37 protein-coding genes are annotated in these 22,035 nt (G+C 64.7%); 10 read left to right on the top strand and 27 right to left on the bottom strand.

All coding sequences use genetic code 11. The features are described 5' to 3' along the window. Position 1 precedes the first annotated feature (1 nt). The 27 genes from FA740_RS05380 to FA740_RS05260 form a co-directional block, all read right to left on the bottom strand. Positions 2–1,579, bottom strand: coding sequence for a hypothetical protein (locus FA740_RS05380; protein WP_136855758.1), 1,578 nt, complete (start codon positions 1,577–1,579; stop codon positions 2–4). A gap of 2 nt (positions 1,580–1,581) precedes the next feature. Beyond that, complete coding sequence (locus tag FA740_RS05375) at positions 1,582–2,229, bottom strand: hypothetical protein (protein ID WP_136855757.1); 648 nt, start codon at positions 2,227–2,229, stop codon at positions 1,582–1,584. A gap of 4 nt (positions 2,230–2,233) precedes the next feature. Then, positions 2,234–2,911, bottom strand: a complete 678-nt coding sequence (locus tag FA740_RS05370; protein WP_136855756.1) for a phage adaptor protein — start codon at positions 2,909–2,911, stop codon at positions 2,234–2,236. Positions 2,912–2,938: 27 nt separating this feature from the next. Further along, positions 2,939–3,472, bottom strand: a complete 534-nt coding sequence (locus tag FA740_RS05365) for a hypothetical protein (RefSeq protein ID WP_136855755.1) — start codon at positions 3,470–3,472, stop codon at positions 2,939–2,941. Positions 3,473–3,547: 75 nt separating this feature from the next. Continuing rightward, on the bottom strand, positions 3,548–3,994 hold the full coding sequence (locus FA740_RS05360; RefSeq protein ID WP_136855754.1) for a hypothetical protein: 447 nt from the start codon (positions 3,992–3,994) through the stop codon (positions 3,548–3,550). Between the two features lie 63 nt (positions 3,995–4,057). After that, on the bottom strand, positions 4,058–5,176 hold the full coding sequence (locus FA740_RS05355) for a N4-gp56 family major capsid protein (RefSeq protein ID WP_136855753.1): 1,119 nt from the start codon (positions 5,174–5,176) through the stop codon (positions 4,058–4,060). Between the two features lie 63 nt (positions 5,177–5,239). Then, positions 5,240–5,470 carry a carbon storage regulator gene (locus FA740_RS05350; protein WP_136855752.1) on the bottom strand — a complete coding sequence of 77 codons (231 nt, stop codon included), beginning with the start codon at positions 5,468–5,470 and terminating at the stop codon, positions 5,240–5,242. A 54-nt stretch (positions 5,471–5,524) separates the two neighbouring features. Continuing rightward, positions 5,525–6,652 carry an SHOCT domain-containing protein gene (locus FA740_RS05345; protein WP_136855751.1) on the bottom strand — a complete coding sequence of 376 codons (1,128 nt, stop codon included), beginning with the start codon at positions 6,650–6,652 and terminating at the stop codon, positions 5,525–5,527. An 11-nt stretch (positions 6,653–6,663) separates the two neighbouring features. Then, positions 6,664–8,940, bottom strand: a complete 2,277-nt coding sequence (locus FA740_RS05340) for a portal protein (protein WP_136855750.1) — start codon at positions 8,938–8,940, stop codon at positions 6,664–6,666. Further along, complete coding sequence (locus FA740_RS05335; protein ID WP_136855749.1) at positions 8,927–9,442, bottom strand: hypothetical protein; 516 nt, start codon at positions 9,440–9,442, stop codon at positions 8,927–8,929. Before FA740_RS05335 ends, FA740_RS05340 begins: the two co-directional genes overlap by 14 nt. A gap of 3 nt (positions 9,443–9,445) precedes the next feature. After that, a complete protein-coding gene (locus FA740_RS05330) occupies positions 9,446–9,652 on the bottom strand; it encodes a hypothetical protein (protein WP_136855748.1) in 207 nt (68 codons plus the stop codon). Further along, a complete protein-coding gene (locus FA740_RS05325; protein WP_136855747.1) occupies positions 9,649–9,864 on the bottom strand; it encodes a hypothetical protein in 216 nt (71 codons plus the stop codon). The genes FA740_RS05330 and FA740_RS05325 overlap by 4 nt, the downstream gene beginning before the upstream one ends. Next, a complete protein-coding gene (locus tag FA740_RS05320) occupies positions 9,861–11,456 on the bottom strand; it encodes a terminase large subunit (protein WP_136855746.1) in 1,596 nt (531 codons plus the stop codon). Before FA740_RS05320 ends, FA740_RS05325 begins: the two co-directional genes overlap by 4 nt. 71 nt (positions 11,457–11,527) lie before the next feature. After that, positions 11,528–12,700: a hypothetical protein gene (locus FA740_RS05315; RefSeq protein ID WP_136855745.1), complete on the bottom strand. Its 1,173-nt coding sequence runs from the start codon at positions 12,698–12,700 to the stop codon at positions 11,528–11,530. A 59-nt stretch (positions 12,701–12,759) separates the two neighbouring features. Further along, complete coding sequence (locus tag FA740_RS05310) at positions 12,760–13,341, bottom strand: terminase small subunit (protein WP_136855744.1); 582 nt, start codon at positions 13,339–13,341, stop codon at positions 12,760–12,762. Positions 13,342–13,453: 112 nt separating this feature from the next. Beyond that, on the bottom strand, positions 13,454–13,729 hold the full coding sequence (locus FA740_RS05305; RefSeq protein WP_136855743.1) for a hypothetical protein: 276 nt from the start codon (positions 13,727–13,729) through the stop codon (positions 13,454–13,456). Next, a complete protein-coding gene (locus FA740_RS05300) occupies positions 13,726–14,028 on the bottom strand; it encodes a hypothetical protein (protein WP_136855742.1) in 303 nt (100 codons plus the stop codon). The genes FA740_RS05305 and FA740_RS05300 overlap by 4 nt, the downstream gene beginning before the upstream one ends. Further along, on the bottom strand, positions 14,025–14,420 hold the full coding sequence (locus tag FA740_RS05295; RefSeq protein WP_136855741.1) for a hypothetical protein: 396 nt from the start codon (positions 14,418–14,420) through the stop codon (positions 14,025–14,027). Before FA740_RS05295 ends, FA740_RS05300 begins: the two co-directional genes overlap by 4 nt. Before the next feature lie 7 nt (positions 14,421–14,427). Beyond that, positions 14,428–15,321: a helix-turn-helix domain-containing protein gene (locus FA740_RS05290; RefSeq protein ID WP_136855740.1), complete on the bottom strand. Its 894-nt coding sequence runs from the start codon at positions 15,319–15,321 to the stop codon at positions 14,428–14,430. Then, a complete protein-coding gene (locus FA740_RS05285; RefSeq protein WP_169306224.1) occupies positions 15,318–15,776 on the bottom strand; it encodes a VRR-NUC domain-containing protein in 459 nt (152 codons plus the stop codon). The genes FA740_RS05290 and FA740_RS05285 overlap by 4 nt, the downstream gene beginning before the upstream one ends. A gap of 11 nt (positions 15,777–15,787) precedes the next feature. Next, positions 15,788–16,090 carry a 2OG-Fe(II) oxygenase gene (locus FA740_RS19630; protein ID WP_169306223.1) on the bottom strand — a complete coding sequence of 101 codons (303 nt, stop codon included), beginning with the start codon at positions 16,088–16,090 and terminating at the stop codon, positions 15,788–15,790. Then, positions 16,087–16,389, bottom strand: a complete 303-nt coding sequence (locus FA740_RS05280; protein WP_136855738.1) for a hypothetical protein — start codon at positions 16,387–16,389, stop codon at positions 16,087–16,089. The genes FA740_RS19630 and FA740_RS05280 overlap by 4 nt, the downstream gene beginning before the upstream one ends. Continuing rightward, positions 16,386–17,099 carry a hypothetical protein gene (locus FA740_RS05275; RefSeq protein ID WP_136855737.1) on the bottom strand — a complete coding sequence of 238 codons (714 nt, stop codon included), beginning with the start codon at positions 17,097–17,099 and terminating at the stop codon, positions 16,386–16,388. The genes FA740_RS05280 and FA740_RS05275 overlap by 4 nt, the downstream gene beginning before the upstream one ends. Further along, positions 17,096–17,752 carry a hypothetical protein gene (locus FA740_RS05270; RefSeq protein ID WP_136855736.1) on the bottom strand — a complete coding sequence of 219 codons (657 nt, stop codon included), beginning with the start codon at positions 17,750–17,752 and terminating at the stop codon, positions 17,096–17,098. Before FA740_RS05270 ends, FA740_RS05275 begins: the two co-directional genes overlap by 4 nt. Further along, positions 17,749–17,883, bottom strand: coding sequence for a hypothetical protein (locus FA740_RS20320; RefSeq protein WP_277355192.1), 135 nt, complete (start codon positions 17,881–17,883; stop codon positions 17,749–17,751). The genes FA740_RS05270 and FA740_RS20320 overlap by 4 nt, the downstream gene beginning before the upstream one ends. Further along, positions 17,880–18,098 carry a hypothetical protein gene (locus FA740_RS05265; protein WP_136855735.1) on the bottom strand — a complete coding sequence of 73 codons (219 nt, stop codon included), beginning with the start codon at positions 18,096–18,098 and terminating at the stop codon, positions 17,880–17,882. Before FA740_RS05265 ends, FA740_RS20320 begins: the two co-directional genes overlap by 4 nt. 113 nt (positions 18,099–18,211) lie before the next feature. Further along, complete coding sequence (locus tag FA740_RS05260) at positions 18,212–18,430, bottom strand: hypothetical protein (RefSeq protein ID WP_136855734.1); 219 nt, start codon at positions 18,428–18,430, stop codon at positions 18,212–18,214. An 85-nt stretch (positions 18,431–18,515) separates the two neighbouring features. Between FA740_RS05260 and FA740_RS05255 the strand changes: the two genes are divergently transcribed. From FA740_RS05255 to FA740_RS05220, 10 genes are all read left to right on the top strand, one after another. Further along, complete coding sequence (locus FA740_RS05255; protein ID WP_136855733.1) at positions 18,516–18,851, top strand: helix-turn-helix domain-containing protein; 336 nt, start codon at positions 18,516–18,518, stop codon at positions 18,849–18,851. Between the two features lie 166 nt (positions 18,852–19,017). Then, positions 19,018–19,260, top strand: a complete 243-nt coding sequence (locus FA740_RS05250; protein WP_136855732.1) for a hypothetical protein — start codon at positions 19,018–19,020, stop codon at positions 19,258–19,260. Between the two features lie 380 nt (positions 19,261–19,640). Next, positions 19,641–19,853, top strand: coding sequence for a hypothetical protein (locus tag FA740_RS05245; RefSeq protein ID WP_136855731.1), 213 nt, complete (start codon positions 19,641–19,643; stop codon positions 19,851–19,853). A 215-nt stretch (positions 19,854–20,068) separates the two neighbouring features. Then, complete coding sequence (locus FA740_RS05240) at positions 20,069–20,362, top strand: hypothetical protein (RefSeq protein WP_136855730.1); 294 nt, start codon at positions 20,069–20,071, stop codon at positions 20,360–20,362. Beyond that, a complete protein-coding gene (locus FA740_RS20315; protein ID WP_277355191.1) occupies positions 20,359–20,493 on the top strand; it encodes a hypothetical protein in 135 nt (44 codons plus the stop codon). The genes FA740_RS05240 and FA740_RS20315 overlap by 4 nt, the downstream gene beginning before the upstream one ends. Beyond that, the gene (locus tag FA740_RS05235) at positions 20,493–20,945 is read left to right on the top strand and encodes a hypothetical protein (RefSeq protein WP_136855729.1); all 453 of its coding nucleotides are present in this window, start codon (positions 20,493–20,495) and stop codon (positions 20,943–20,945) included. Before FA740_RS20315 ends, FA740_RS05235 begins: the two co-directional genes overlap by 1 nt. After that, the gene (locus FA740_RS05230) at positions 20,942–21,223 is read left to right on the top strand and encodes a hypothetical protein (RefSeq protein ID WP_136855728.1); all 282 of its coding nucleotides are present in this window, start codon (positions 20,942–20,944) and stop codon (positions 21,221–21,223) included. Before FA740_RS05235 ends, FA740_RS05230 begins: the two co-directional genes overlap by 4 nt. Positions 21,224–21,231: 8 nt before the next feature. Next, positions 21,232–21,477 (top strand): hypothetical protein, encoded by a 246-nt coding sequence (locus tag FA740_RS05225; RefSeq protein WP_136855727.1) that lies wholly within the window; start codon positions 21,232–21,234, stop codon positions 21,475–21,477. Next, a complete protein-coding gene (locus FA740_RS19625) occupies positions 21,474–21,647 on the top strand; it encodes a hypothetical protein (protein ID WP_169306222.1) in 174 nt (57 codons plus the stop codon). The genes FA740_RS05225 and FA740_RS19625 overlap by 4 nt, the downstream gene beginning before the upstream one ends. Then, a complete protein-coding gene (locus FA740_RS05220; RefSeq protein ID WP_136855726.1) occupies positions 21,644–22,024 on the top strand; it encodes a hypothetical protein in 381 nt (126 codons plus the stop codon). The genes FA740_RS19625 and FA740_RS05220 overlap by 4 nt, the downstream gene beginning before the upstream one ends. Positions 22,025–22,035: the final 11 nt, after the last annotated feature.

The raw sequence follows: 22,035 nt of genomic DNA, 5'->3' as shown, positions 1-22,035 counted from the left end.
ATCATCCCAGCTCCGCCAGCGATTGCGCCATGGCGAGCTGCATCACGGTGGCGGTGCCGGTCATCTCGATCTGCCAGTCGGTGAACTCGCCTGCGGGCAGGCGCACGGGCTCATTGATCCTGGTGGTGGTGTGGCGCAGCACGCCATCGGCATAGATGCGCGTGGTCATCGTCTCGCCGGCCGCCGCGCGGGCATCCACGCGGATCGCGCCCATGGACCGGGCGAAGGGCAGGCGGAACGGCTTTGACCGCCAGGTGAAGCTGCGCTTGGCGCTCGACGGGTTGTCGAACCGGCGCACGCTGCGCATGTCAGTCCCGAGGATGAAGCTGTTGCCGCTGCTGATCTGGGTATAGACCGCGCTGGACCCATCCGAGACGGGCAGAAGGGTCGGCTGCGGCGACGCGGGGTCGATCATCGCCATCTTCCGCGCGCCTCCACCCAAGGGGATGTAGCTGAACGCATAGAAGGTGCCGATGCGGGCCGCGATGAAGGTGGTCGGCTGCAACGCCAGCCACTGTTCACGGGTCCAGATCGAATCCGAAATGAGCTGACCGCCCTGGCTGCTGATCGACACAAGCCCATCGCTGGACGGGAACACCGCCGAATAGCCCATATCCACGATGCCGCGCTTGGACATGCAGGGGAACGGCTGCTCGACCTTCTCGGCGGTCAGCTGGTCGGGGTGCATCCCCTGCAGCGTGACCGGATTGCCGGTGGTCAGCACGGCCAGCACGGTGCCGAAGGCCGCCAGCCCGATGATCGTGTCATTCATCGTCTGGCGATACTTGTTCGGCCAGGCGTGCGGCTGAAAGGGCTCGCTGAAAAACAGCTCCTTGCCCGCGAAGCCCGCCATGAACCCATTGGGCAGCCCGGTCAGGCCGCGCAGGTTGGTGGGCGCGGCGTTGAAATCGGCGGTTGGGATCGCCTCGGCAATCGGCGCCGTCGCGATGTCATGGATATAGGTCACATCGGTTGCCGGGATCTCTGCCACGAAGAACAGCTCCGTCGCCCCGCTGGTGCTGGTCACGCTGCGATAGATGCGCTTTTGCGTGACCAGCCGCCCAGCAGGCGGGGTGGCCGGTAGACTGCCCACAGTGATTGTTGTGCCGGGTGACCACAGGATCGGTGCCGATACCGGGCTGGGGCCGCTTTCCTCGCCCAGAGACGTTACCCAGGTGAAGGCATAGGCCACCAACTCCGCTGTGTCGGCGTCGAAGGTGCCTTGCCGCGTTAGGGTCGGCTTTGCGCCAGGGCGCCCCAGATGCAGGGGGTATTCAGCCCCATCCACGCGGATGATGGGCGCGGTGTTGGCGAAGCTGATGTAAAGGCGGTCCTGCGCGACCGGCCCGGGCACGGGGTCGGCATCGGTGTTCCATGCCAGCCACTCGGCGCCGTGCAGGTAGATCGTCTGCCGGTTCGTCTCGAACACCACCACCGGGTCGCTGTTGGCGCGGAACGGCGTCAGGCTCCCGCCGCGCATGGCCGCGTCCAGCGCCACCGTCGCGGCTTGCTCGGGCAGGTAATAGGGTTCGGTCCGCGGGCTTTCGCCGGTGAACCCGCGCAGCGCGATCCGGGCCATGGTCACATATCCCTGAAACGAGTGCGCAGCTTGGCCCGCTGCTGGCCGCGCAGGTTGGCGCGGAACGTGCTGTCACGCTTGCGGATGAACTCGGCGTTGTAGAAGGCGGCCCGGCCCTCGTCGGTCCAGGGCTCGTCGGGGATGGCATAGATGCGGGCCAGTGCGCCCATGGTGAGGGTGCTGCCGTGCAGATAGACGAAGAAGTCGGGGATCACGTTGTGGGCGTCCTCGAACGGCTTGACGGGGTTGCCGCCCATGGCGTTGTCGGCGCGGGGCTTGAGGAACAGGCTCACGCGCAGGGTGCCCGGCATGAAGGGGGAAAGGCAGATGCCGCCGGGGCTGATCTGGCTGATGTGCGTCGGGCGGCCCTCGCCCCCCTGCTCGAACGTGCTGAACTGGATCGGCGTCAGGGGCTGGCCCTCGAACTCCGCGAACTCGATTTCATGGATCGCGGTGAAGGGCGGCGCCACCAGCGTCTCATCGGCTGCGACGGCGCTGATGGTGGTGACGTGCCGCCAGGACCGGCTGACCTCGGCCAGCTCGATCGCTGCCATGCGGATTTGCTGCTCGGCCACGAAGGCCGGGCAGGTTGGCGCGAACGGCGCGATCTGGGGTAGAAGCGTGGCGGTGCTGACCAGCTGGACGGCCATGGCCTTACCCCGCTGCGGGCTGGGTCAGGAAGGCCGTCGCCATGCTCATCGCCATCTCGGACGCGCCCATGCCGCCCAGGGCAGCGGTGGCAAGCCCCAGATGGGTCTGGGCGCGCTGCGCGGCGTCGGGCGCGGCGCTGTCCTTTGAGAAGGCCCGGAACAGCAGGAAGTCCAGCAGGATCGACTGATAGATGTCGGGCAGGTCCACGGTCCCCGTATAGGCCGCGATGTCCAGCTGCGACCCGCTCGACGGGGCCGCGACGTTGGCGGGGACCATGCCGACAACCGCCTCGATGCTGCCGGTCCCGGTATTGCCGGGCGCCACATAGAATTCGCGCGGGTTCATCATGTCCTGGAAGGCATAGTCTGCTTGCGCGTTGAAGGGCAGGACGGCGGTGTTATGCCAGCCGGGCAGTTGCGCATCGAGGATCTCGCGCCTGGCCAGCTGCCGGATGGCCTTGCCCGTCGCGCCGCCGTTGCGGATGATGCGCGACAGGATGGTGTATTGCTCGGGCAGGGTCTGGCGCGTGCCCGACACAAGGTTGAACACGGCGGTTCCGCTCTTTGCGTTCGGCTTGGCGATCACAACGGCGCGCTGCGCCTCGTTCAGCCAGTCCAGCAGCTCCATGGGGGTCCAGCGCACCGCATCCGCATCCTGCAGGATGGTGGAGGCTCGCTTCATGATGACGGATGCGGCGACGGCCATGGATCAGGCTTCCTTCTTCGAACCGGCAGCTTCTTCGCGCGCGGCGACGATCTGAGCGATCATGGTTTCGGGCTTGGCGTTGTGATGGGCCTTCCGGCCGATCTCGGATTCAAACAGGGCGCGCAGCTCGCCCTCGGGCAGGGCGGCCAGGATCGCCGCGGCCTCGCTGCCGTCGACCACGCCATCACCGTTCTTGTCGCCGCTGATCGCACCCGGATCGGGCGCCTGCTGCTGGTCGTTCTGGCCTTGCTCGGGCTTGGCATCCTGCTGCGTCGGGACCGGCGCGGGCTCCTGCTGGACGGGTGCGGTCAGCGCGGGCGTCAGGACCGGGATGGCGCCAAGGGTCAGCGTCTCGGGCAGCGGGCCGGCATATTTGCGGTAGCCCTCGGGCACTGCCAGGAACGTGGCCTGATGGTCCTCGTCCTCGACCGGGACGACATGCGGCCCATCGGCCCACAGCTCCTTGAAATGGTATTCGGTCGCGCCCAGGCGGACTTTCGTCCCGCCGGTGTCGCGCAGGGTGCGTTCGATATGCATGGGCCTCTCTCCTTGGGAAAAAGCCCCGGCCGGGGGAATGGCCGGGGCTGGGTTATCGTCCTATCCGTCGCCGGATCAGGTCGAGGCGTAGGTGATGATCGCCATGATCTTGTTGACGGGGTTCGCGGCGACGTTGGCCGAGAACTGCACGCCGATCGAACGCGGCATGGGCGAGGACATCAGCGCGGCCAGGTTGGCGAGGGTCGCGGCCTGAACCGTGGTCGGCGTGGCCTGGGCGTTGAACAGCTCGGTTCCGATCGTGCGGGCGGCGCTGAGACTGCCGACATCGCCCGACATGAGGCCCATGGTCAGGGTTGCCGCACCTGTGCCGACCGTCTGGATGCGCAGATCGGTGATCCGGCAGTTCGGGGGCAGGTAGCACAGTTCGAGAATGTCGGCGGCGGCCACGGCCTCGGTGAAGACGTGTTCCACAATCTCGGTGGTGGCGACGTGAGCGACATAGGGCGACGGAAGCTGTTTGCGCCCGTTCCCGCCCGTGTACTTGGAGGTCTTGATAGCCATCGGTGTCTCCTGCTGGCGTATGGGGGAAAGACCGGCCCCGTGCTGGGACCGGTCGGGCGCTTATCAGGCCGCGATGGCCGGGTTCGGGTTCTTGGACGCGGTGTCCACGGTGATGACGCCGAAGTCGCGGCCACCGAAGCGGGACTTCTTGAAGCCCAAGATCGCGCCGCAGTAGATGGCGACACGGTTGCCCGCGTCCTTGCTTTCCTCGACCCACTGGAAGCGGCTGCCGCTGCCACCGTTGCCGTAGGCCAGCACGCCCGCCTGACGGCCCATGAACAGCGCGCGGTGTGCCTCGACGTTCTGGCCGGCGCCATAGTCGCGGAAGCGGCGCACGTTCTCATGCTCGTGCAGCACCGTGTTGTTGATCATGCCCGAACCACCCTTGAACAGCGGGTTGTTCTTGCCTTCGGCGGCGGCGGCCGACTTCTGGATGGCGGCCCAGCCCAGGTCGCCCGCGCCGTTGCGCAGGTCGTGCATCTGGAACGGCGACATCAGCATCAGGAAGTGCTTGCCGCCTTCCTCCAGCCGAACCGGGCTCATCTTGACGGTCTGGCCGGTGGGGTCGATGGCCGTCATCATCTTGGGCATGACGGAGGTGCGCTCGATCAGCTCGCGCGACATGGTGTGGGTGACTTCCAGCGTGGCTTTCGACACGGCGGAACCGCCATAGACCATGTGATAGCTGTCGGGCGCCTCGATCGGGTTGCTGGCGAAGGGCCGACGAACCTTGGCGTCCTCGTTCACATACTGGCCGGGCTGCGCGCCGGACAGATAGACGATCATCAGCTCGTCGGTCCACTCGGCGGTGAACTCGGCGGTGCGGTCGCGGGCGATGGTGCGCAGGTTGTGCAGCGTGCGCTTGCGCGTCATGCGGCCACCGGCGTCGGTGCCCTTGCGTGCCTGGTCGATCCGAACGCGGTCCTGCAGGAAGGTCAGGTTTTCCTCACGGCCCTCGACAACATCGTCGCCCTCGGTCATGTCGCCGCGCAGGCTCATGTTCAGGTCGAAGATGATCTCGTCGCCAGCCGCCTGTTCGAGGTCGACCTTGCGCTCGATGATGTTGTTCTCACCCGTTCCGATGAACTTGGTGAAATACATCTCTTTGCTGGTTTGGGTGGCAAGGTCGTTCGCCCACCGCTTCACGGCTTGGGGCGAATTGATTCCAAAGGTGGTCTTCATGGATGTGGCTCCTGTCACAGACCGTTGGGTTTGCGACTTCGCGACACATCCTGTGCTTTGAGGTCAGTGCTCGTCTTTTAACACGGATCGAATAGCGTTCTCAACAGTATCATGGACGGAGCGGCCATCCTCGAACGTGATGGACATCTCGGGTGGTGCCTTGACGCCGATATCGGCTGTCTGGTCCCGCAGACGGGCGATGGTGACGGTGATTTCACCGATCCTGATGGACACGGGCCCGCTTGCGACACTACAGGTTCGCATCAGCCCATATCCGCCGCGTGATTTCGTCATCGTCCGTCCCTCGTGTGTGTGGTGACGCCCGGTCGTTGCCGGGCGCCGGTCGTGTTACTGGCCCGCCAGGTACTTCTCGCGCTCGGACTTGCTCATGCGGGCGATGGCGTCCTCGGCCTCCATCGGGTCCATGCTGTCCAGGGCTGCAAAGCGGCTGTTCTGCACGTCCATGTCCGATGCGGCGGGCACGTCGCCCAGGGTCTGCACGCGATCCGGGCGCTTGTCGGTGCGCGGCCCGGGCTTCTCGGCCTTCTTGCCGTCACCCTTGGGCTTCGGCTTGGGATCGGTGGCCTTGAGGGGCTTGCCTGCGGTCTGTTCGATGTAGGCATTGCTGATCTTGGCCGCGGCGTCGATCTTCTGGGCCATGGTCAGATGCCCGAACGCTTCACGCCCGGCCTCGCTGGTGACGTGACGCAGGGCGTTGTCGAACACCTTGAAGGCACTGGCACCCTCGGGCAGACCCGGAATGGGGGTCTGGTCCATCAGCTCGGGGCGCGCGGCGGTGTAGGATGCCACCTTGCCATACCAGGACTGCGCATACTCCTGCTGGACGCGCTGGTTGGCCTCCTGGGCCCGCTCCAGCTCGACAGTGGCCTTCGACTGTTCGGTGGTCAGCTCCTTCAGCTTGGCCTTGAACTCGGCGTTGGTCAGCTCGCCATCGTCGTATAGCGCCTGCAAGTCCTCCAGCTTGGAATCGAAGGTGTTGACCTTGGTTTCCAGCTCGGCCGTGTCCTTGAGGGTCAGGACCGGATCGGGCGTCGTGTCCGCTTTGGGCGGCTGCTGATCGCCCGGTGCATCCGCGTCCGCGCCATCGTCGGCCTGGTCGCCAGCATCCTCGTCGCCTTCGCCGTCACCCTCGGCGTCGGGATCGTCGCCCTCGTCGCCGTCCTGATCGTCCTCGTCTGCATCGGCATCGCCATTGCCATCAGGATCATCATCGCCATCATCGCCGTCGCCTTCCTCTGCGGTTTCGTTCAGTTCGTCATATGCGGACTTGGACTTGACGCCTGCGGCGCGCAGATCTTCGGGCAGGTCAGTGACCAGCGGGTCATCGCCCTCGGACATTGCGGCGATCTCGGCGGGATCGAAGGCCGCGCGCAGGTCATCCATCGTGAACGCCGCGGGCAAGCCCATGGCGCGCAGATCATCCTCGGCGGCGGTGTTCAGGTTGCTCTTGGACACGGTGTTTCCTCTCACATGGGCAGGGCAGCGGGGGGTGCTGCCGGGTCGGGCATGGGCGGTTCAGCGCCCATTGCGGGGTCAATCTCGGGGGCCATTGCGGGCGCTTGGCCTTCGGCTTGGGCGTCCTCCATCGCGGCGGCCATGATCTGATCGACGGCGGCACCGATGGCCGGCGCACCGGCAATCTGCATCGCGGCCTCGACGGCCTTCTTCAGATCGTCCAGGCTTGTCCCACGCAGGCTTGCGCTGACCTTCTGTGCCTCGACCTGCGTCTTGGCGGTCTTGGCCTCCAGACCGGCAATCTCGGCCTCCTGGGCGCGCTGCTGCATCGCTGCGGCGGCATTGGCGGCCTGCTGACGCTGGATCGTCTCCTCGCTCGGGTTGTTCGGATCCTCGTCGGGGTCAGCGGCACCGGTGATCTGCCGGATGCGCTTCACGATCTCGTCCCGCTTCGGCACGTCCAGCGCCTCGATGGTCAGATCGAGGGTCTGAATAACGATCTCGGGCGCTGTGGCCGCCAGGCGTTCCATGAGCTGCAGCAGCTGCTCGGCCTGCGCCTGTCGCGTGCTGGCCCGCCAATCTTCCTCCTCGATGATGAAGTCGGCCTTGAACATGTCGATCGCGTTCTCGGGATGCTCGGGGTCGTTGACCTGCTTGAAGTCAGGCTTGCCCCGGCTGTCCAGAATGCGGATTTCATCCTGCTCGGTGTAGAACTGTTCGACGTTGATGATCTGCTTCTCGCCGTGCAGCATGGCCGCATAGCGCAGGTTGTCAAAGAAGGTGCTGGTCGCCAGCGAACCCTGATCCTGCCGGGCCATGATGGCCTTGCCGCTGGTGGCGTTGGACCTGCGCCCCAGGTTTTCGTCGGTCACGCCGCCGACCGACTGGATCATCTGCGCGTCCTTGTCCATCAGCTGCAGATGGGCGGCTGCGACCTCGGTGTTCTTGTCGATCCTCGGGGGCTGCTTGCCTGCCTTGTAGACGATCACGCTGTCGGGGCGGCCCGCCTCATCGCGCAGTTCCTCGATGTCATCCACCGCGCCGTCCTCGACCGTCACCTGAACCGTTGACAGGTGGTGCAGGGCCTTGGACGCGCGCTTGTTCAGGTCGCGCTGCGGGCCGCGCAGGCCTCGGATCGCGCCATAGGGCATCCCGTCGCGCGCGCGGCGATAGCCCCACATGGGGGTGAAGGGGAAGCGGTTGTGGCGATAGGGCGACTGGCGCAGGTCCAGCAAGCCGAACTCGGTCATCACGGCCACATGGATCACCATGCGGGGGCGCATCACCAGGGTTGCGCGCTCGTGGACCATCTCATCCCAGTGGCCGCGCGACCATTCATCGAAGACCTCGCCGCGGAACTGACCGCCCGAGATAACCGGCACTGTGGCAGGCATCTTGAACCACATCTCGATGCAGCGGATGCGGTCGCGGATATAGGCGCCACCGGACGTGACCTCGTGGCCCACGTTGGTGTTGGTGTCTTCCTCGTGGCTGTCGCTGGCGTCGTCGCCATAGTCCGACTGGCCGACCATATAGAGGCGGTTTTCCCTGGACTTTTCGAGGATGCCGATGCGCTTGGGGAACAGGGCCGCCGCAATGTCCAGATCGAGCCATTTCATGCGGGTGACATAGCGACAGTCGGACAGGTCCATCTCCTGCGCGCGGCTGTCCCACAGCATATTGGCCCAGGGCTCGCGCCGATCGAACACGCGCACGCCCTCGGCGGGGTCGCCTTCGCCCGTCTCAAGCCAGCCGATGCCCGCCTTGACCGCATCCGCAAATGCCAGGCTGACATGGTGGTTCGAGTGGTTCACGTCGCGGACGTGGCGGAGCAGCTCCGTCTTGGACTCGGCAGACTGCAGCCCGTATTTCGTGCGGGGCAGGATCTTGTAATCCTGCGGCGCGCGGCGCTGCGTGCCCAGCAGCCAGTTGATCGTGGTCTGGATCAGGTTGAACACCAGCGGCGCTTGCCCACGGCCTTCAAGCTCTGCGACCTCCTCCAGCGTCCACTGGATATGATCGTAGAAATCCTCATCGACCCGCATTTCGTAGCGGTTCTGCGCCTGTCGCTCCAACTCGTAGCGATAGATGGCCAGAAGGCGCTTGAACAGCTCTTGGGCCTTCGGCTGGTCTAGCTTGTCGACCTTGGCCTCGCCTACGGACCGGCCTTGGTCGCTCTGGATTTGCGCAGCCGCGCTGTCGATGAACGGCACCTCGCCGGGCCGCGAATTGTAGGGGTGGCCGTTCACCGTGAGGATGCGGCCACCCGAAAAATCAATGTCGAACATGCTTGGTCAGCTCCACCTCTTGCAACACCGCCCCGGTGTTTCGATCCGTGATGACCAGCTCCCCGACAGTTTCGGGGGGCGTGCCATATTTCGCGGCCGGGGCGGCAGGCATCGGCGGCATCATCATCATATCAGTCAGGCGGCACTGAATCGCGTCAAAAACAGCCCACATGTCCTGCTTGTTCGTGGGCTGGCCAGGCAGGACGCCTTCCCGAATCCATCCTGCGATGATGGGCCAGACGTGCTGGGGCTCGCCCATCTCGACCGTCCAGCGCCACGCCTGATCCAGGGTGACGATGCAGGGCACCACGCGATCGGTCCGCAGGGGCTTGGTTGCATCGGTCAGCACCAGGCACGGCTGGCTGCGGCGCGTATCCGGGTCCATGAACCATGTCCCGGTCACGCGGATATTGCCGCTGACCGTCTCGAAATGTCGCATGGCAAGGTCGACCACCGGGCGGGCGTCCAGGGACATGCGGGCGAGCTTGAAGCGCGGATTCACTGGTCAGCCCTCCTTGCCAAGGTTCGCCAGCATGGAGTGCTTGGCTTGCTCAACCGCCAGCAGGAACATCGCAACGTCGCCCTCGGTCTGGATGGTGACGCTGCCATCCTCGCGGAGGGCGATGACGGTCAGGGCTGCTGTGGTCTGCTGGGCTGCGACCTGCGCCGCGAATTGCAGCACCGAGGTGCGGGGGGATTGCGGCGAGCTCACGGCGTCACCGGCTCTTGCTTGAAGCCGGTCATCGACACCATGACAATGCCCTGGACGAGGAGGCCGTCCTTCAGCTTGCTGGTGCTGGCGGTTTCCTCGACGCTGCCGCCTGCCGCGACGACATCGGCGGCGGCTTTCAGCGTGGCACGCATCGACATCTCAAGGCGCGCTTCCAGATCGGTCAGGCTCGGGGTGGGGGCTTGGTTGCTCATGCTGTCAGTCCTGATCTGCGGCGCACGGGCTTCTTCCGCTCGCCTGTTGCGTGGGAGGGGGTGAACCCTTGCGCCCACTGGCGCAGGGCGTCGGGGGCTTCGGAGTGGCCGTCATGCTTCTGCGGCTCGTCTGCGAAGGTCTTGGTGCTGGTGTTAAACCGCTTGCGGTACAGCTCCAGGTGGGTGATGCCCTCCTTGCAGCCCTCGGCGTCGATCCACAGCTCGTTGAACCGCTCGCGCAGGATGGTGATGCCTGCGGTGAAGTCGTGGATGCGGGGCACGATGTGGAACCGCCAGCGCGGGCGCAGGTCTTGCAGCATGGACAGGGGCGAATAGAGGCCATCCTTGCCCTGGCGCTCTGCCGCGGCATCGTGCGGCAGGTAGTGATCGCCCAGAACATAGCCGTGGCTCTCGATCTGGTTGATGAAGTGGGCGTAGCCTTTGCTCCAGTCCTCCAGGTAGCGGATCATGTGCATAGACAGGCCGACCTGCTGGCCCATCCAGATGCCGGTGCCGTCGCTGCCGCCAATGTCCCAGAAGGTGTGGACGGGCAGGGATGCGACGTGCGGCACTTTCCCGATACGGCCTGCGGCGCGGGCTGCGGTGATCTGGGGTGTCAGGAATGTGCCGGCGGTGCTGCGCGACCACGCCTCGGCGGGCGTGCTGGGCATCTCCTGCTGCATCATCTGCTGGTCGCCGCTGAAATCGGCTTCCAGCTTGATCACATACCAGGCGCGCTGGTGCATATCGATCGAGTGGCCTGTCTCGGCCTCCAGCTTGTCGAAGTACTCGTGCTGCTTGAGGCTGATCCGCACGCGCGCAGGGTCGGCCCGATAGCCGGGCTCCATGAACCACGGGAAGAAATGGAACTTGTAATCGCCCTTGTTCAGGGGCGTGTTCGAGATGGCGAGGGCTTCGGCGCGGCTGGTCATGTCAAAGAACAGCCCCTCTGCGCCCTCGGCGGTGGACTCGATCGTGGCGATACCTGCTGCGGGCACCGCTGGCAGCGATCCCGTCTGGACCTCCTTGGCCTTGGCCGGATAGGTGGCGCTGATCTTGCCCAGCTCCGAGACGTGCAGGAAATGGATGGTGCCGCCCCGCATCGACGTGGCCACGCGCATCGAGCTGTTGTTGTGGGCGAAGTGCAGCTCCTTCGCGGTGCGGTTCTTGAACCCCATCGCGTCGGTGATGTGCTGCGGCATGTTCTCGTAGGCCAGCAGCACCTTGTCCTTCAGGATGGCGGATGCCGTGTCCTGATCCTGCGCGATGATCCCGCAGCGTTGGTTTTTCGTCCACAAAGCACGATCCAGCCCCCAGATGGCGGCAAAGGTCGTGAAGCCCAACTGCCGGGCTTTCAGGATGGTGTTGCGATAGTGGAACCGATGCAGGAACCGCAGCTGGTTGACGTTCGGCAAGAACGGCTCCAGCTGACCTATCTCCGTGTCGTCCTGGTCGTCGCCCTTGACCATGATCTTGTAGAGGACGCCCGAGCATATCCGCCACCAGGGGTCTGCCAGGCAGGCGGCCCATTCTTCCGGCGTGCTGGGCGCCGGCAGGGGTTCGGTCAGGGGCTGGGACCAATCGCGGCTCATTCATCGCCGCGCCATGCGAAAGGGGCCGCGCGTGGCGGCCCATGTCGTTGCTATGGCGCGGGGCTGGGCCATCAGCGCCGCGGCGTCCAGCTATGGGTGGTCGTGGTGGTTTCCGTGACGCGGCCCGTGACCGGATCGACCGACCTGTGTTCCTTGGTTGTGAAATGATGGTCCTTTTTTACCGGCTCGCCGCGAAAGGTCAGCCGTCCTGCTGCGGCCAGCCCCTCGGCAACGCCCGTGTGGGCCTCGGCGTCGGTGATCGTCTCTGCGCTGCCGCGCTCTGCTTCCTCGGCCTGCGCCCGCTTGCGCTCGTGAGCGATGGCCTCGGCCAGCTCCGTGTCGTCGTCATCCGCGCGCCCGATGAACCGGACCAGCTCCGCGATGGCATCACCTGCGGCGTCCACCGTCGCGTCGTCACCATCCTCGATGGCCTCGCGTATCGCCGTCACGGCGTCCTGCAGGCTGATCACCTTATGGGGCCCATACAGCTGCCGGTCGCGCTCGCGTTCGAGGATCAGGGGCAGGGCGGCCATGGCGTGCTTCATCAGCGTGCCATCATGGTCGCCATCGTTTGCGCGGACGCCGGATTCGGTAATCTCGACCACGCCGCGCTTGCTCTGGATGGTGAACAGCGGGGGGGCTTTCTGTTCCTCGCCCTTAATCGTGATCTTGCTGGCGTCCAGCTTGCCTATGTTAGGCACGTTGACCTTGTAAAACCCTGACGCTGCGGTGTCGTCTTTGGTGAAGCTAATCGGCCCAGGCCCCGCGCGGCGCAGCAGCTCGCGTGCTTCCTCGGGCGTCATGTCGGGGTCGACAATGGGGGTAGGCGGGTTGCCAGTGAGGCGATGCCAGACCCTGCGCGGAACCACGTCCCCCGGCTCGTAGATGTGCTTGTCGTCGATCAGCCTACCCTCGATCAGCAGGACGTTCCCATCGGTCAGGACTTTGGAGATGGTGTTAGTCTCGCGTGTCTTGATCGTGATGAAGTGGCCCGGCCCCGCCTCGCTGATCGCATCGCGCAGATGCGCTTGGGACCGTCCCTCGTTCTTCAGCCGGATCGCAAGCGCCAGATTGGCGATGGCTTCTGCGATGTCGGGCGAAACCCGACCCGAGGCATCGCGGCCACCTTCGGTTACCATCAGGCCGGTAGGCTTGATGCGGCAGCGGACCGCAGGCCCTTCAAACGGTGAATCGACATCGAAAAGCTCAACGATGGCGGCGGTCTTAGGGGTGGTATCGCTCATCTGTCCCTCCTGGACGCTGTGAGGCTTGGGTTGGGCGCGGTGGTAATCCATGGCGCCGGTCAATCTGCGCCGGGCATCAGGGGCTTGCCCTGGCACGCGGCAATGAGGGCTGCGACGGACCCGGCGGCGGCTTTGCCCGCCTGCTCGTTGTCCTTCTCGAACAGGCCGAAGTGGCGGCCGAGCATTTCGAGGGCCTTGCTGCGGTCGGCCAGCTCCAGCTTGAAGGTGCCCTTCTCGGACATGCTGACGGACTTGATCGCGCGGCGCTTGCCGGGCGCGATGTCGCGTGAATTGACCGGGGTAATAACGGGCCGCATGATCGGGTTGCCATCGGGCAGGGTCATGGGCAGGCCATCGTCGCCCAGAACCTCCTCCAGCCCCCATTCCAGCACGTCGCCAATGTCGGCCAGGGCGATCTGGGCAATCTCGCGCAGCACGTCGCCTGCGGTCATCCCAAAGTCTTTGTCGCGAATTTCGCGCAGGCGCGTCAGCTCCGCCTGGATGTCATCCCGCTGCATGAACTCGTAGGCCGTCACGGCTGCGCGCTTGGGGCTGTAGCCCGCTGCGACAGCCGCTTTCGCGCCATCCCGAAGGATAACGTACTGTTCGCAAAAGGCTTGTTGGCGGGGGCTTTTGAGCATGGCTTCCGAATGACGGGGTAATGACGGATAATCGACGGCTGTGATTGGTTCACAAATCTCACGAACAGTGGGCGCAATCAACGGACAATTGTCCGAATCTGCGGCTGTAAACTCAGACGATGCTGTGCGGCTTGGCCAGTGCGCCTGCCTCGATCAGCTTGCGCCGCAGGGCTGCGACCCTTGCCGGGGCGTTGCACCAGCCGCGCGGCGTGCAGGCGATGTGGTGATCCATGAGCGTGCCGGTGGGCAGGGTGATGCGCAGGGCAGGGTGCCCCTTGGCGTTGGGCTGCACGACCTCGTGGGGCAGGCCCAGATCATCCAGAAACCGCGACAGGGCAATGTAGTCGGCGTTCTTGCGGACCTTTGCTGTCAGGCGGAACCGGCTCATGTCTCGACTTCCGGGGCTTCGATCGCGCGCATCATGTCATCGGGGCGGATGAACAGATCGGCCCAGCTGCAGACGATCCGGTAATCCTTGCTCTCGAAGTAGCGGCGATGGGCTGCGATGGCCTGGTCGACACGCGCCTGGTAGAACGCCTCGACCTTCTGGCGGCTTTGCGGTTTGGCCCGGCTGACCTCGTTGCGCAGCTTGCGACGAGCATCGAGAACCTCCTTGCGGGCGTCATCGAACGCCAGGTGGATCACGCGGATGAAAAGGCCGCGCAGGATCTGATATTCGGCGGTCACGGCTCTCCCTCCGGTGTGGCCTGCAGCTCCTGGACCTGCCGCTTGACCTCGGCGTTGGTGGCGCGGTCTTGCGTGGGCTCGACGCGCTTCACGGCAAAGCCCAGCTCCTCAAGGATCGCGCTGGCGCGTTCGGCACTGATCGGTTCGCGCGGCGCCTCCTGCGTGGCGGCCATGGCAGCGCGCACGGCCGGCGCATTGTGTTCGCCCCATGCCTTGTTCAGCAGCTGCAGGATATGACCAGGATTGGGCTTCTTGTCGGGGCGATCACGCCGGTGCTTGCGAAACGCGGCCTGGATGCTGTTCAGCGGCCAGTCCTCCAGTTCGTCGCACCAGTCTGCCAAGATGGCGGATCGCTTGGCCTGGCTCAGATCATCGCGCCAGTAGCCGTCCATGATCACTTCAGTCAAAGCAGATACCGCGCTTCGATGGGCTGCGATTTCGAACGGCTCCCTCGATGCGATCGCGTAGGGCGTCGTCGGCGGCAGCGGCGCCGCGATCTGGGCGGGCAGGTTGGCGTCCTTGGGCATGGTGGCCTCCTTGGGTGGGTTCTAGCGGGGGGGCGTTCTTCGCGGCGGCATAGTCCTGCATGGCGCGGACCAATGCCTTCGGGCCTTCGGCGGGGGTGCCGTGGACCTTCATGCTCTGCACAGCGACGTGGATTACTTCCTCGGCTGTCAGGCCCAGATCGGTCTGCCATCGTGCCGCGATCAGCGCCGCATCGGGTGTTATCCAGTATTTCGGGATGACCCCGTGCAGGTCGAAACCGAGGGCCTGCGTCAGCTTCGGGACAAGCTGAAAATCGACAAGCTGCGCGGGCGATTCCGGCGGCGGCTGCTTCTTCTTGATCGGTTCTATGACAGGTTCGGGTGCATCTGCTGCGGGGTTTTCTGTCGTCAGATGCGGGGTTTCTGGTTTTAGATGCGGGGTTTTGTCGTCTGAAACGGTGTTTCTGCTGCGGGGTTTTTTACCGAGAAAGGGTGCATCTGCTGCGGGGTTTTCCGGCTGAAAAGGCGCATCTGCTGCGGGCTTCAATGCGGCCGGATTGATGGTGTAGAAACTGGCCCCGCCACGCCCGCCGCCGACCTTAACCGAGATCACGCCACGCGCAGACAGCCGCTTGAGGGCGCTCTGAACGGCCCTGTCCTTGTAGCGTGACAGCTTGGCCAAGCGTGCGATCGAGGGATAGCACGAGCAGTATTTGTCGGCATGGGACGCCAAGGCGATCATCACGGCGGTCTCCGTCGCGTCCGTCAGGCTAGACTCCAGCACCATGTCAACGAGGCGATAGCTCATTCCTCCGATCCTCCCACGATCATGTCGCGGAGCTGCCTATCGGTCAGCGGGCCATCGACGCCGCCCCAAGAGGCGATCGCCTCGTCCACATCGAAGGTGTCGCGCACCACGGCCACGGCGCATCCCAGGCCGCGCAGGCGGTCATGCAGGGCGCGCTGGTCCTTGTCGGGATAGTTGCCCTCGGCCTTCACCTCGAACAGCCAGAAGCGAGGGCCCGGCAGGATGCAGGTCAGATCGGGGAACCCTTTGACGGTGCCCATGGCCTCGTTCAGGGCGATCTGGCGCATGATCTGCTGGCCGGATAGGCCAATGGCATTCGGGCTGTGATGGATCACGGTCTGGGGCGGCAGCACGATGCGCAGATGGTCCAGGATCGCCCTATGGATCGGGCCCTCGCGGTCCACGCGCGGCTTCGCCTTCGGCTTCTGCATCTCGATCAGCTGCGCGGCTGTCATGCGGTGCGCTGTCATTTCAGCCTTCCCAGCGCCCTGTTCAGGCGCTCTCTGATGGTATCGCCCGCGGCGGTCGGCCCGGTGCATGGGCACGAATTCAGCGCCACGCGCAGCCCGTGGATGCGATGCAGCGGCACGCGCACGGGCAGCTCCGCCAGCTGCTCGCACAGCCAGGCGCGTTCCTCGGCTGTGGCGGCGGATTTGGGGGCCCGGCATGGGCACTCGGCCAGGTCGGCCAAGAGCTGATCGCGGTCAGCCTCGGGCAAGCGTATGACGGCCCATCCTGCTTCAAGTTTGACGCTCGCGGTGTCGCTCATGGCTCCACCCGCTCGGCCAATGCCGCTTCCAGCTCTGCGATCCGCGCGCGCAGGCGTCGAACCTGGTTCCAATGCTGCTGCTGATGATCGAGGTCTGAGACGCGCCTGTCGCGCATCCGAAGCACATGCTGCTCCGCAATGGATCGGCCGCGCTCGGCGGCTTCAATTCGGCTGGCAGGAACAGCACAGGTGCAGAATTCCGGCCCTGCCGTAACGGTTGCCCAGCACATCGGTATGAGGATTTCGAAACCCGGATCGGCGGTGTCGCGAACCCAATAGCAGCGGTTGGGGGTGGTCATAGGGGCATCTCCCCTTGGCGCCCGTCCACTCGATCGAGCCATCGGAACCCAGGATCGCCCAGGCCATTGCCGCGCGGGTCGCGCCGGTCCCACACGAACCAGGCATTGCGCTGCGGTGCTTGACCTTGGCCGGTGAAGTCCAGCTTCCACCGCATCAGGTAGCAGTAGGAGAACGGCTGTTCATCCATCAGCTTGCCAAGGCCATTGATCTTCCCGGCAGGCCACTCCCAGCCTAGCAAAAGCGCCAGATAGTCCCAGCCCGGCATGTCTAGCGTGTGCCGCAACCAGCGCCCGTGCCCGTCGCGGGCGGTTATCTCGCTGAACGGGGGGTTGGTGATGATGGCCCGGCCCCGGCTGCGAAAGCAGGTATAGAAATCGGCGGTCCAGCTGTCGGGGCATCCTCGGTCGATCAGGTCAGACGCGCAGCAGGGCATGCCCATCGCGCGGATCTCGCGCACAAGCGCACCGTCGCCACAGGCGGGCTCCCAGACCGTGCCGCACTCGCGGATTCGCGCGCCGTCGCGGGCGAACAGCGCGCGGATCGCCTCGGGCTGGGCTGTCGGGTAGAAGTCCTCGGCGCGGCGAGCAGCGTCACGCTTTGGCTTCCGTGCTACCGGGGCGTCGGGCAGCAGCGGCACGGCGGCTTCGGGTCGATTCCCTTGCCCGCTGATGGCTTCAAAATAGCTGCTGGCAGAGGCGTTGACGGTCATGTCGCCACCACCTTTGCGGCGCTGACTGCCTCATTCCCCCATTGGTCGGCGCAGGCCTCGGCCACGCCCTGAAACGTGCGGCTCCGGACCTTCCAGCGATCTGGGCCGGGCGGTGCGCGGTGGATGGCAGACCATGCTTTGTGGTCATCGGCGCCAGGCTTGGGAGGCGTCAGGCGGTTGGTGGGGGTCAGTTCCGGCAAACCACGGAGATAGAACCCCGTCGCCTTGAAAAACGGTTCCCCAAACCACCACGGCTGAACGATCTGGGGCTTGGGCAGGCTGGCCGGCATCCGGTCGCGGGCGTGCTTGTGCATCACAGGGTTCTCGACAGCCACGCGCGGGATCGGTGCGTTCCAGCAGGCCGCGAACAGGTCCACGCCCTCGGCCAGCTCGGCCCACATCTGGTCGCGGGTCTTGCCCGGCGGTGGGGTGTGCAGCCACCGGACGCCGCTGTTGCAGAGGCGCGTGCAGGGCGGATGAAGCACAGCCATCAGATCCCACCCATCGTCCAGGATGTCGCGCACGTCGCCCCGGATATGGCGGTTGCTGCCGTCCTCGGCCGCAAGCAGGTCGCAGGACCAGACATCATGGCCGCGGGCGGCGAAGGCGCGGCGCATGACGCCAGAGGTTTCGCAGGCGATCAGGATATTCATTTTGAGGAATCTTCCCCCGAAAGTTTTCCCAAACGATGCGCTGCGCGAGCAGCCCACCATTCCCCGAACGTGCCGAGGCGCAGCGCCGCCATGATCTGCGCGCTGTAGAAGGTGATGAGAATTCTTCTCATGGTTGCCCCGTCAGAAGGTGAAGCGCGGCATCGCGCAGGAGGGGATCGGCAATCGCTCGACCGACCACCCAGCCGGACGGGGCGTTCTGCCCGGTCCACCAGTTCGCGGCTGTCGAGGCATCGACCTGGAACACATGGGCCGCGTGGGCTGGGCTGTCGAAGTTCTCGGTGATGAACCGTTGCCAGACGATCGCGAAGTGCTGGCGATAGCTCATGACCGACCGGCGGCCGGATAGGCCGGAATTCTTTCCAGAGGACATTGGGTAGGCTCCTGTGTTGATGTTTCCCTGTGCGGAGAAGTCATCAAAACAGTGGGTTGAAGGGGCGGTCATTCTGCCGCCCCTTTCATTGCTTCGGAGCGGCGGGCACGATCTGCATCAACCCAATCGCTCACCTTTGCGGCGATCGATGTGGTGCAGTCACCGCCGCTGACCAATCGGCTGTAAAGGCGGCTATTATCGACCGCCTTCCCAGTGATGGTTGCAGGAGCAAGGCCGAAATTCTCGGCGTGTTCCTTGATGAGGGTGATGAGTTTTTCTCGGTCCATGCAGCGAACATGGACTTTTGTCCTGATCATGTCAATGGACTTTTGTCCGCTAGCTTGCTAGCCAGCTATCCAGCTAAATACCCACATGCCTAGACGCTTCTACGACGCCCTTAAAGAAGCCCTGACCAGCTCTGGCTGGTCGATCTCGCGCCTGTGCCAAGAGGCGGGCGTATCAACCGACCAAGTGACGAAATTCATGCAGCGGGCGGGCAAGGGCGAGCGCGCCTCGACCAATGTCGACGACGCCGTGAAGCTCGCAAACGCGCTGGGCTTCACTCTCGACGAGATGCTCCATGACCAGACCGCTGATCTTCGATCCGAAGCCGTAGATCTGTGGCGCTCACTGACGCCAGAAGAGCGGGACATTCTGCGAGCCGCTGCACGAGGACGGCGCGACGACGCGGGCACGGCTCCGCAATGATGCGCCGCAGGGATGAAACGAATCCGACAAGATCATCTGACATCCAACCCCCACCCCATTGTACACATAAGAACGTAAGCGGAACATTGCGTAGTGCGCAACTGCCCTAAAGATAGGTTGACCACATTTTCTTGAGGAAGAATCAGGGGATAACTAGATGTTGAGAGTGATCACCGCACTGGCTGGCTTTGGCGGGATGTCGTTCGGCACGATGGTCGCCTATGTGGACGATCTCAACCTAGAGGGCTGGCTGATGGTGATCGCGATCCTCGCCGTCTCAGGCTGCGTGTTAGCATACGCGGGTCTGTCTTCGATCCGCCCTGGGCGCTCCTTGGTCGGCACATGGATCGACCTTAAGCGCGCCGAGATGCAGGCGAAGCACGACTCAATTCGTAGCGGTCGGGAATGAGAGGATCAACATGAGCAGCGGCTTGGTCAGCAGGGACGAATTCGACCGATTGCAAAAAGACGTTCTGTACGCACAGACCGCTATGGCGCATCTATATAATGCGATTCAGACGGTGGGCACCCTGTCGTTTGAACTGAGCGCAACTAACTCTCGCACAATCTCTGGCCAACAAATCACGGAGGAGCAGGCACAATCCCTTAGAGAGCGTGCGCAACAACTACAGGAAGCAATGACAGCCGCACACGATTGTATTTGGGGGGAAGATGGCAAACTCAGATAGACCGGATCCGCCTCCAGACCCGCGGGTCGTGGACTTCGTCTCGCGCTTGCCTTTCGGACCAAACATCCCACATGGTGGGGGTGGCCCAACAGGAGGCGGCATGGACGCGCGCGTAGATCGCTTGGTAGAGGACATGAAAGAAGTGAAAGCGGACCTGCGTTCGTATCGCGAGGACATGTCCGCTATCAAGATCCAGCTCGCCAGGATGGAAGGCAAGCTGGACAGCAAGATCGACTACAAGTGGCTTACGGTATATGTCCTCGGGATAGTTGCGGTTATCCTCCGTGAGGAAATAGCAAGCCTGTTCTCCTGATCTCGCCACCAGATTGAACCCAGCCCGCCCCAACCGGCGGGCTTTTTCATGCGCTACTACTTGACGCTAGCCACGGTAGGATAGCGGCTGAGTGCTACTCTGTCCCGATCTATGCGGACAATTGTCCTTTTTATAGTTGACGCGGACAATTGTCCATGTCACCTTCATCTCACAGGCCGCGACAATCGCTGCCGCCGAGACTGGAGGCACCGCCGATGCACGCTGACCCCTTCCATCCTTCTGCGCCGCGCAGCAGCGGCGATCCCGATCACGACGAGCTGTTTGCCTTCCTGCAGGAGAAGGCTGCGCAGCCTGCCAAGGAGTGCGCGATCAAGCCGCTGTCCTGGCCCGCGCGGCTCGCTGTCGCCCTGGCCGCCATCGCCATCGTGCTCTTCATCGCTGCGACCTTTCTCGAAGGTCTGGCCCGCGCCGACGCCCGCCCGGCAGGTTGCAACGGGCTGACCGAGTCAGCCTGTCAGGCGCTGATGTCGGAAGGCGGTGCCCAATGATCCGCGACGTGAAACGCCGCGCCAAGCTGGGCGCGCTCCGCATCGCTCTGGCCGTTGCCCGCTGGCAGAACGTGCCGGAGTGGATCATGGACATCGAGCGCCGCATCGCCCTGCTCCGGGGGGATCTGTGATGGCTGCCGTCTGGTTCGACCTCATCGGGTTCCGCATCCCGGTCCTAGTGCATCACCGCTCTGACGAGTCCGACCGCCTGCACGTCACACCTGAACCGGACGTGGCCTATCTCTCCAAATTCGACTTTGACGCGCCGTCGCTGACGCATCCGCTGACCGCCGAGGCATTTGTTCTCGATCTGCCCACATTCGATCCGGTCGGCACGCTGCTGGCAACCCCCGGTGGCATCGGCCCCTCGCATGGCGGCCTGCCCATCTTTGTCGGCGGCGGCGGTCTGATCGACTGCTGCGCGATCACGCGGCCCGGCCTGCTGCCACAGCCCGGCGAGGGTACGCCCGACCACGAGCTGCCGCCCATCGCCGCTGTGCCGCTGTCTGGCTCCGGCCTGTTTCTCGCCAGCGCCTTCGCGGCACTGCCACTGGCCTACATCATGAGGAGGATTCTGAAATGATCCGCGCCCTGATCTGTGCCGCCTGCGCGCTGGCACCCATCCCCGCCGCCGCCGTCCCGCCCGATTGTATGTCGATGGCCGCAACGCAGGCCTACTACGAGGCCGAGTATGGCGAAAAGCCCACTTGGTTCGGCGCATCCGGCGGGCGGGACGGTGACATCCTGATCTTCACGTCGCCTGGCGGCGGATGGTCGATGTTCCGGGTCCATCCGGGCGATGTGGTGTGCCTGGTCGAGCACGGGCTGGCGAACACCTCATTCCCGCGTGCGAACGTATGAGCGCCGCCATGATCCGCCAGGACGAAATCCAGCTTCAGGTTATGTGGCAGATGCCACGCGCCGAGCCTCGGCCCGCGCTGGCAAGCTTCGTAGCTGCTTGGGACGATCAAACCCCGCTCGCCGTGCGGCTGGTCCGAGTCCGCATGGGCACCGCCAGCTTCGGCCGACGCGATGCCGCCATCCTCGACCAGCACGTCGAGGCCTGGGAACGGCTGGCGATGAAAGACCTGGAAGCGAAGGCGGTGGCGACATGAGCAAGCTGCTTTCCGTCGATGCGACCCTTCGCGCACTCAATGACGCGGCATGGGATGCCGCGCGCGCCGCGCGCCGGGCCGGTGATGCCGCGGCCGCGGACGAATGGTCCCGGCTCGCAAAGCGCACCGACGCCATGGTGGACGCCCTGCCGGCGCGTGTGCCCGCATGATCCGCCAGCCCAGCAGCCACGCCGCGCTTTACGACTTCTGGCGTCGATCGGTGGCAGGCGAGCGCGTGTCGCGCGTCGAGGATAAACCGCAATGCGGGTATTTCAAGCGCCGGATGGTGCGCGGCGGCCCGTTCGTCCCGGTGGAAATCTGGATGGAACAGGACATCGACCCGGAGACGGGCGAGCTGACCGCCCCCGAGCGTCTGCGCGCGATCTGCAATGGCAACCTGTGCCGTCCGGAGACGGTCTGGACGTACTGCCGACCGATCAGCGCCAGCGAATATGACGGGCTGACCGGCGCCCACGCTTCGATCCCCGACATGGCGGCCACGCACGTCGCCATCGACCTCGGCCAGATGGCCGCAATCAGACCCTGAGAGAGGACACG

The organism is Paracoccus hibiscisoli, assembly GCF_005048265.1.
Classification (GTDB): domain Bacteria; phylum Pseudomonadota; class Alphaproteobacteria; order Rhodobacterales; family Rhodobacteraceae; genus Paracoccus; species Paracoccus hibiscisoli.
The sequence above is the reverse complement of the archived record's forward strand: the minus strand, read 5'-3'. Positions and strand labels throughout refer to the sequence as shown.

Bases quoted from the DNA above. Each gene is read 5' to 3' on its own strand.
- FA740_RS20320 (WP_277355192.1), bottom strand. From the start codon at position 17,883: ATGAGAAGAATTCTCATCACCTTCTACAGCGCGCAGATCATGGCGGCG.
- FA740_RS05320 (WP_136855746.1), bottom strand. From the start codon at position 11,456: ATGAGCCGCGATTGGTCCCAGCCCCTGACCGAACCCCTGCCGGCGCCC.
- FA740_RS05310 (WP_136855744.1), bottom strand. From the start codon at position 13,341: ATGCTCAAAAGCCCCCGCCAACAAGCCTTTTGCGAACAGTACGTTATC.
- FA740_RS19625 (WP_169306222.1), top strand. From the start codon at position 21,474: ATGAGCAAGCTGCTTTCCGTCGATGCGACCCTTCGCGCACTCAATGAC.
- FA740_RS05220 (WP_136855726.1), top strand. From the start codon at position 21,644: ATGATCCGCCAGCCCAGCAGCCACGCCGCGCTTTACGACTTCTGGCGT.
- FA740_RS05265 (WP_136855735.1), bottom strand. From the start codon at position 18,098: ATGAGCTATCGCCAGCACTTCGCGATCGTCTGGCAACGGTTCATCACC.
- FA740_RS05305 (WP_136855743.1), bottom strand. From the start codon at position 13,729: ATGAGCCGGTTCCGCCTGACAGCAAAGGTCCGCAAGAACGCCGACTAC.
- FA740_RS05315 (WP_136855745.1), bottom strand. From the start codon at position 12,700: ATGAGCGATACCACCCCTAAGACCGCCGCCATCGTTGAGCTTTTCGAT.
- FA740_RS20315 (WP_277355191.1), top strand. From the start codon at position 20,359: ATGATCCGCGACGTGAAACGCCGCGCCAAGCTGGGCGCGCTCCGCATC.
- FA740_RS05360 (WP_136855754.1), bottom strand. From the start codon at position 3,994: ATGGCTATCAAGACCTCCAAGTACACGGGCGGGAACGGGCGCAAACAG.
- FA740_RS05375 (WP_136855757.1), bottom strand. From the start codon at position 2,229: ATGGCCGTCCAGCTGGTCAGCACCGCCACGCTTCTACCCCAGATCGCG.
- FA740_RS05380 (WP_136855758.1), bottom strand. From the start codon at position 1,579: ATGGCCCGGATCGCGCTGCGCGGGTTCACCGGCGAAAGCCCGCGGACC.
- FA740_RS05280 (WP_136855738.1), bottom strand. From the start codon at position 16,389: ATGACCACCCCCAACCGCTGCTATTGGGTTCGCGACACCGCCGATCCG.
- FA740_RS05290 (WP_136855740.1), bottom strand. From the start codon at position 15,321: ATGAGCTATCGCCTCGTTGACATGGTGCTGGAGTCTAGCCTGACGGAC.
- FA740_RS05370 (WP_136855756.1), bottom strand. From the start codon at position 2,911: ATGAAGCGAGCCTCCACCATCCTGCAGGATGCGGATGCGGTGCGCTGG.
- FA740_RS05350 (WP_136855752.1), bottom strand. From the start codon at position 5,470: ATGACGAAATCACGCGGCGGATATGGGCTGATGCGAACCTGTAGTGTC.
- FA740_RS05260 (WP_136855734.1), bottom strand. From the start codon at position 18,430: ATGGACCGAGAAAAACTCATCACCCTCATCAAGGAACACGCCGAGAAT.
- FA740_RS05225 (WP_136855727.1), top strand. From the start codon at position 21,232: ATGATCCGCCAGGACGAAATCCAGCTTCAGGTTATGTGGCAGATGCCA.
- FA740_RS05270 (WP_136855736.1), bottom strand. From the start codon at position 17,752: ATGAATATCCTGATCGCCTGCGAAACCTCTGGCGTCATGCGCCGCGCC.
- FA740_RS19630 (WP_169306223.1), bottom strand. From the start codon at position 16,090: ATGAGCGACACCGCGAGCGTCAAACTTGAAGCAGGATGGGCCGTCATA.
- FA740_RS05295 (WP_136855741.1), bottom strand. From the start codon at position 14,420: ATGGACGGCTACTGGCGCGATGATCTGAGCCAGGCCAAGCGATCCGCC.
- FA740_RS05235 (WP_136855729.1), top strand. From the start codon at position 20,493: ATGGCTGCCGTCTGGTTCGACCTCATCGGGTTCCGCATCCCGGTCCTA.
- FA740_RS05275 (WP_136855737.1), bottom strand. From the start codon at position 17,099: ATGACCGTCAACGCCTCTGCCAGCAGCTATTTTGAAGCCATCAGCGGG.
- FA740_RS05325 (WP_136855747.1), bottom strand. From the start codon at position 9,864: ATGAGCAACCAAGCCCCCACCCCGAGCCTGACCGATCTGGAAGCGCGC.
- FA740_RS05365 (WP_136855755.1), bottom strand. From the start codon at position 3,472: ATGCATATCGAACGCACCCTGCGCGACACCGGCGGGACGAAAGTCCGC.
- FA740_RS05230 (WP_136855728.1), top strand. From the start codon at position 20,942: ATGATCCGCGCCCTGATCTGTGCCGCCTGCGCGCTGGCACCCATCCCC.
- FA740_RS05255 (WP_136855733.1), top strand. From the start codon at position 18,516: ATGCCTAGACGCTTCTACGACGCCCTTAAAGAAGCCCTGACCAGCTCT.
- FA740_RS05240 (WP_136855730.1), top strand. From the start codon at position 20,069: ATGCACGCTGACCCCTTCCATCCTTCTGCGCCGCGCAGCAGCGGCGAT.
- FA740_RS05355 (WP_136855753.1), bottom strand. From the start codon at position 5,176: ATGAAGACCACCTTTGGAATCAATTCGCCCCAAGCCGTGAAGCGGTGG.
- FA740_RS05340 (WP_136855750.1), bottom strand. From the start codon at position 8,940: ATGTTCGACATTGATTTTTCGGGTGGCCGCATCCTCACGGTGAACGGC.
- FA740_RS05285 (WP_169306224.1), bottom strand. From the start codon at position 15,776: ATGACAGCCGCGCAGCTGATCGAGATGCAGAAGCCGAAGGCGAAGCCG.
- FA740_RS05245 (WP_136855731.1), top strand. From the start codon at position 19,641: ATGGACGCGCGCGTAGATCGCTTGGTAGAGGACATGAAAGAAGTGAAA.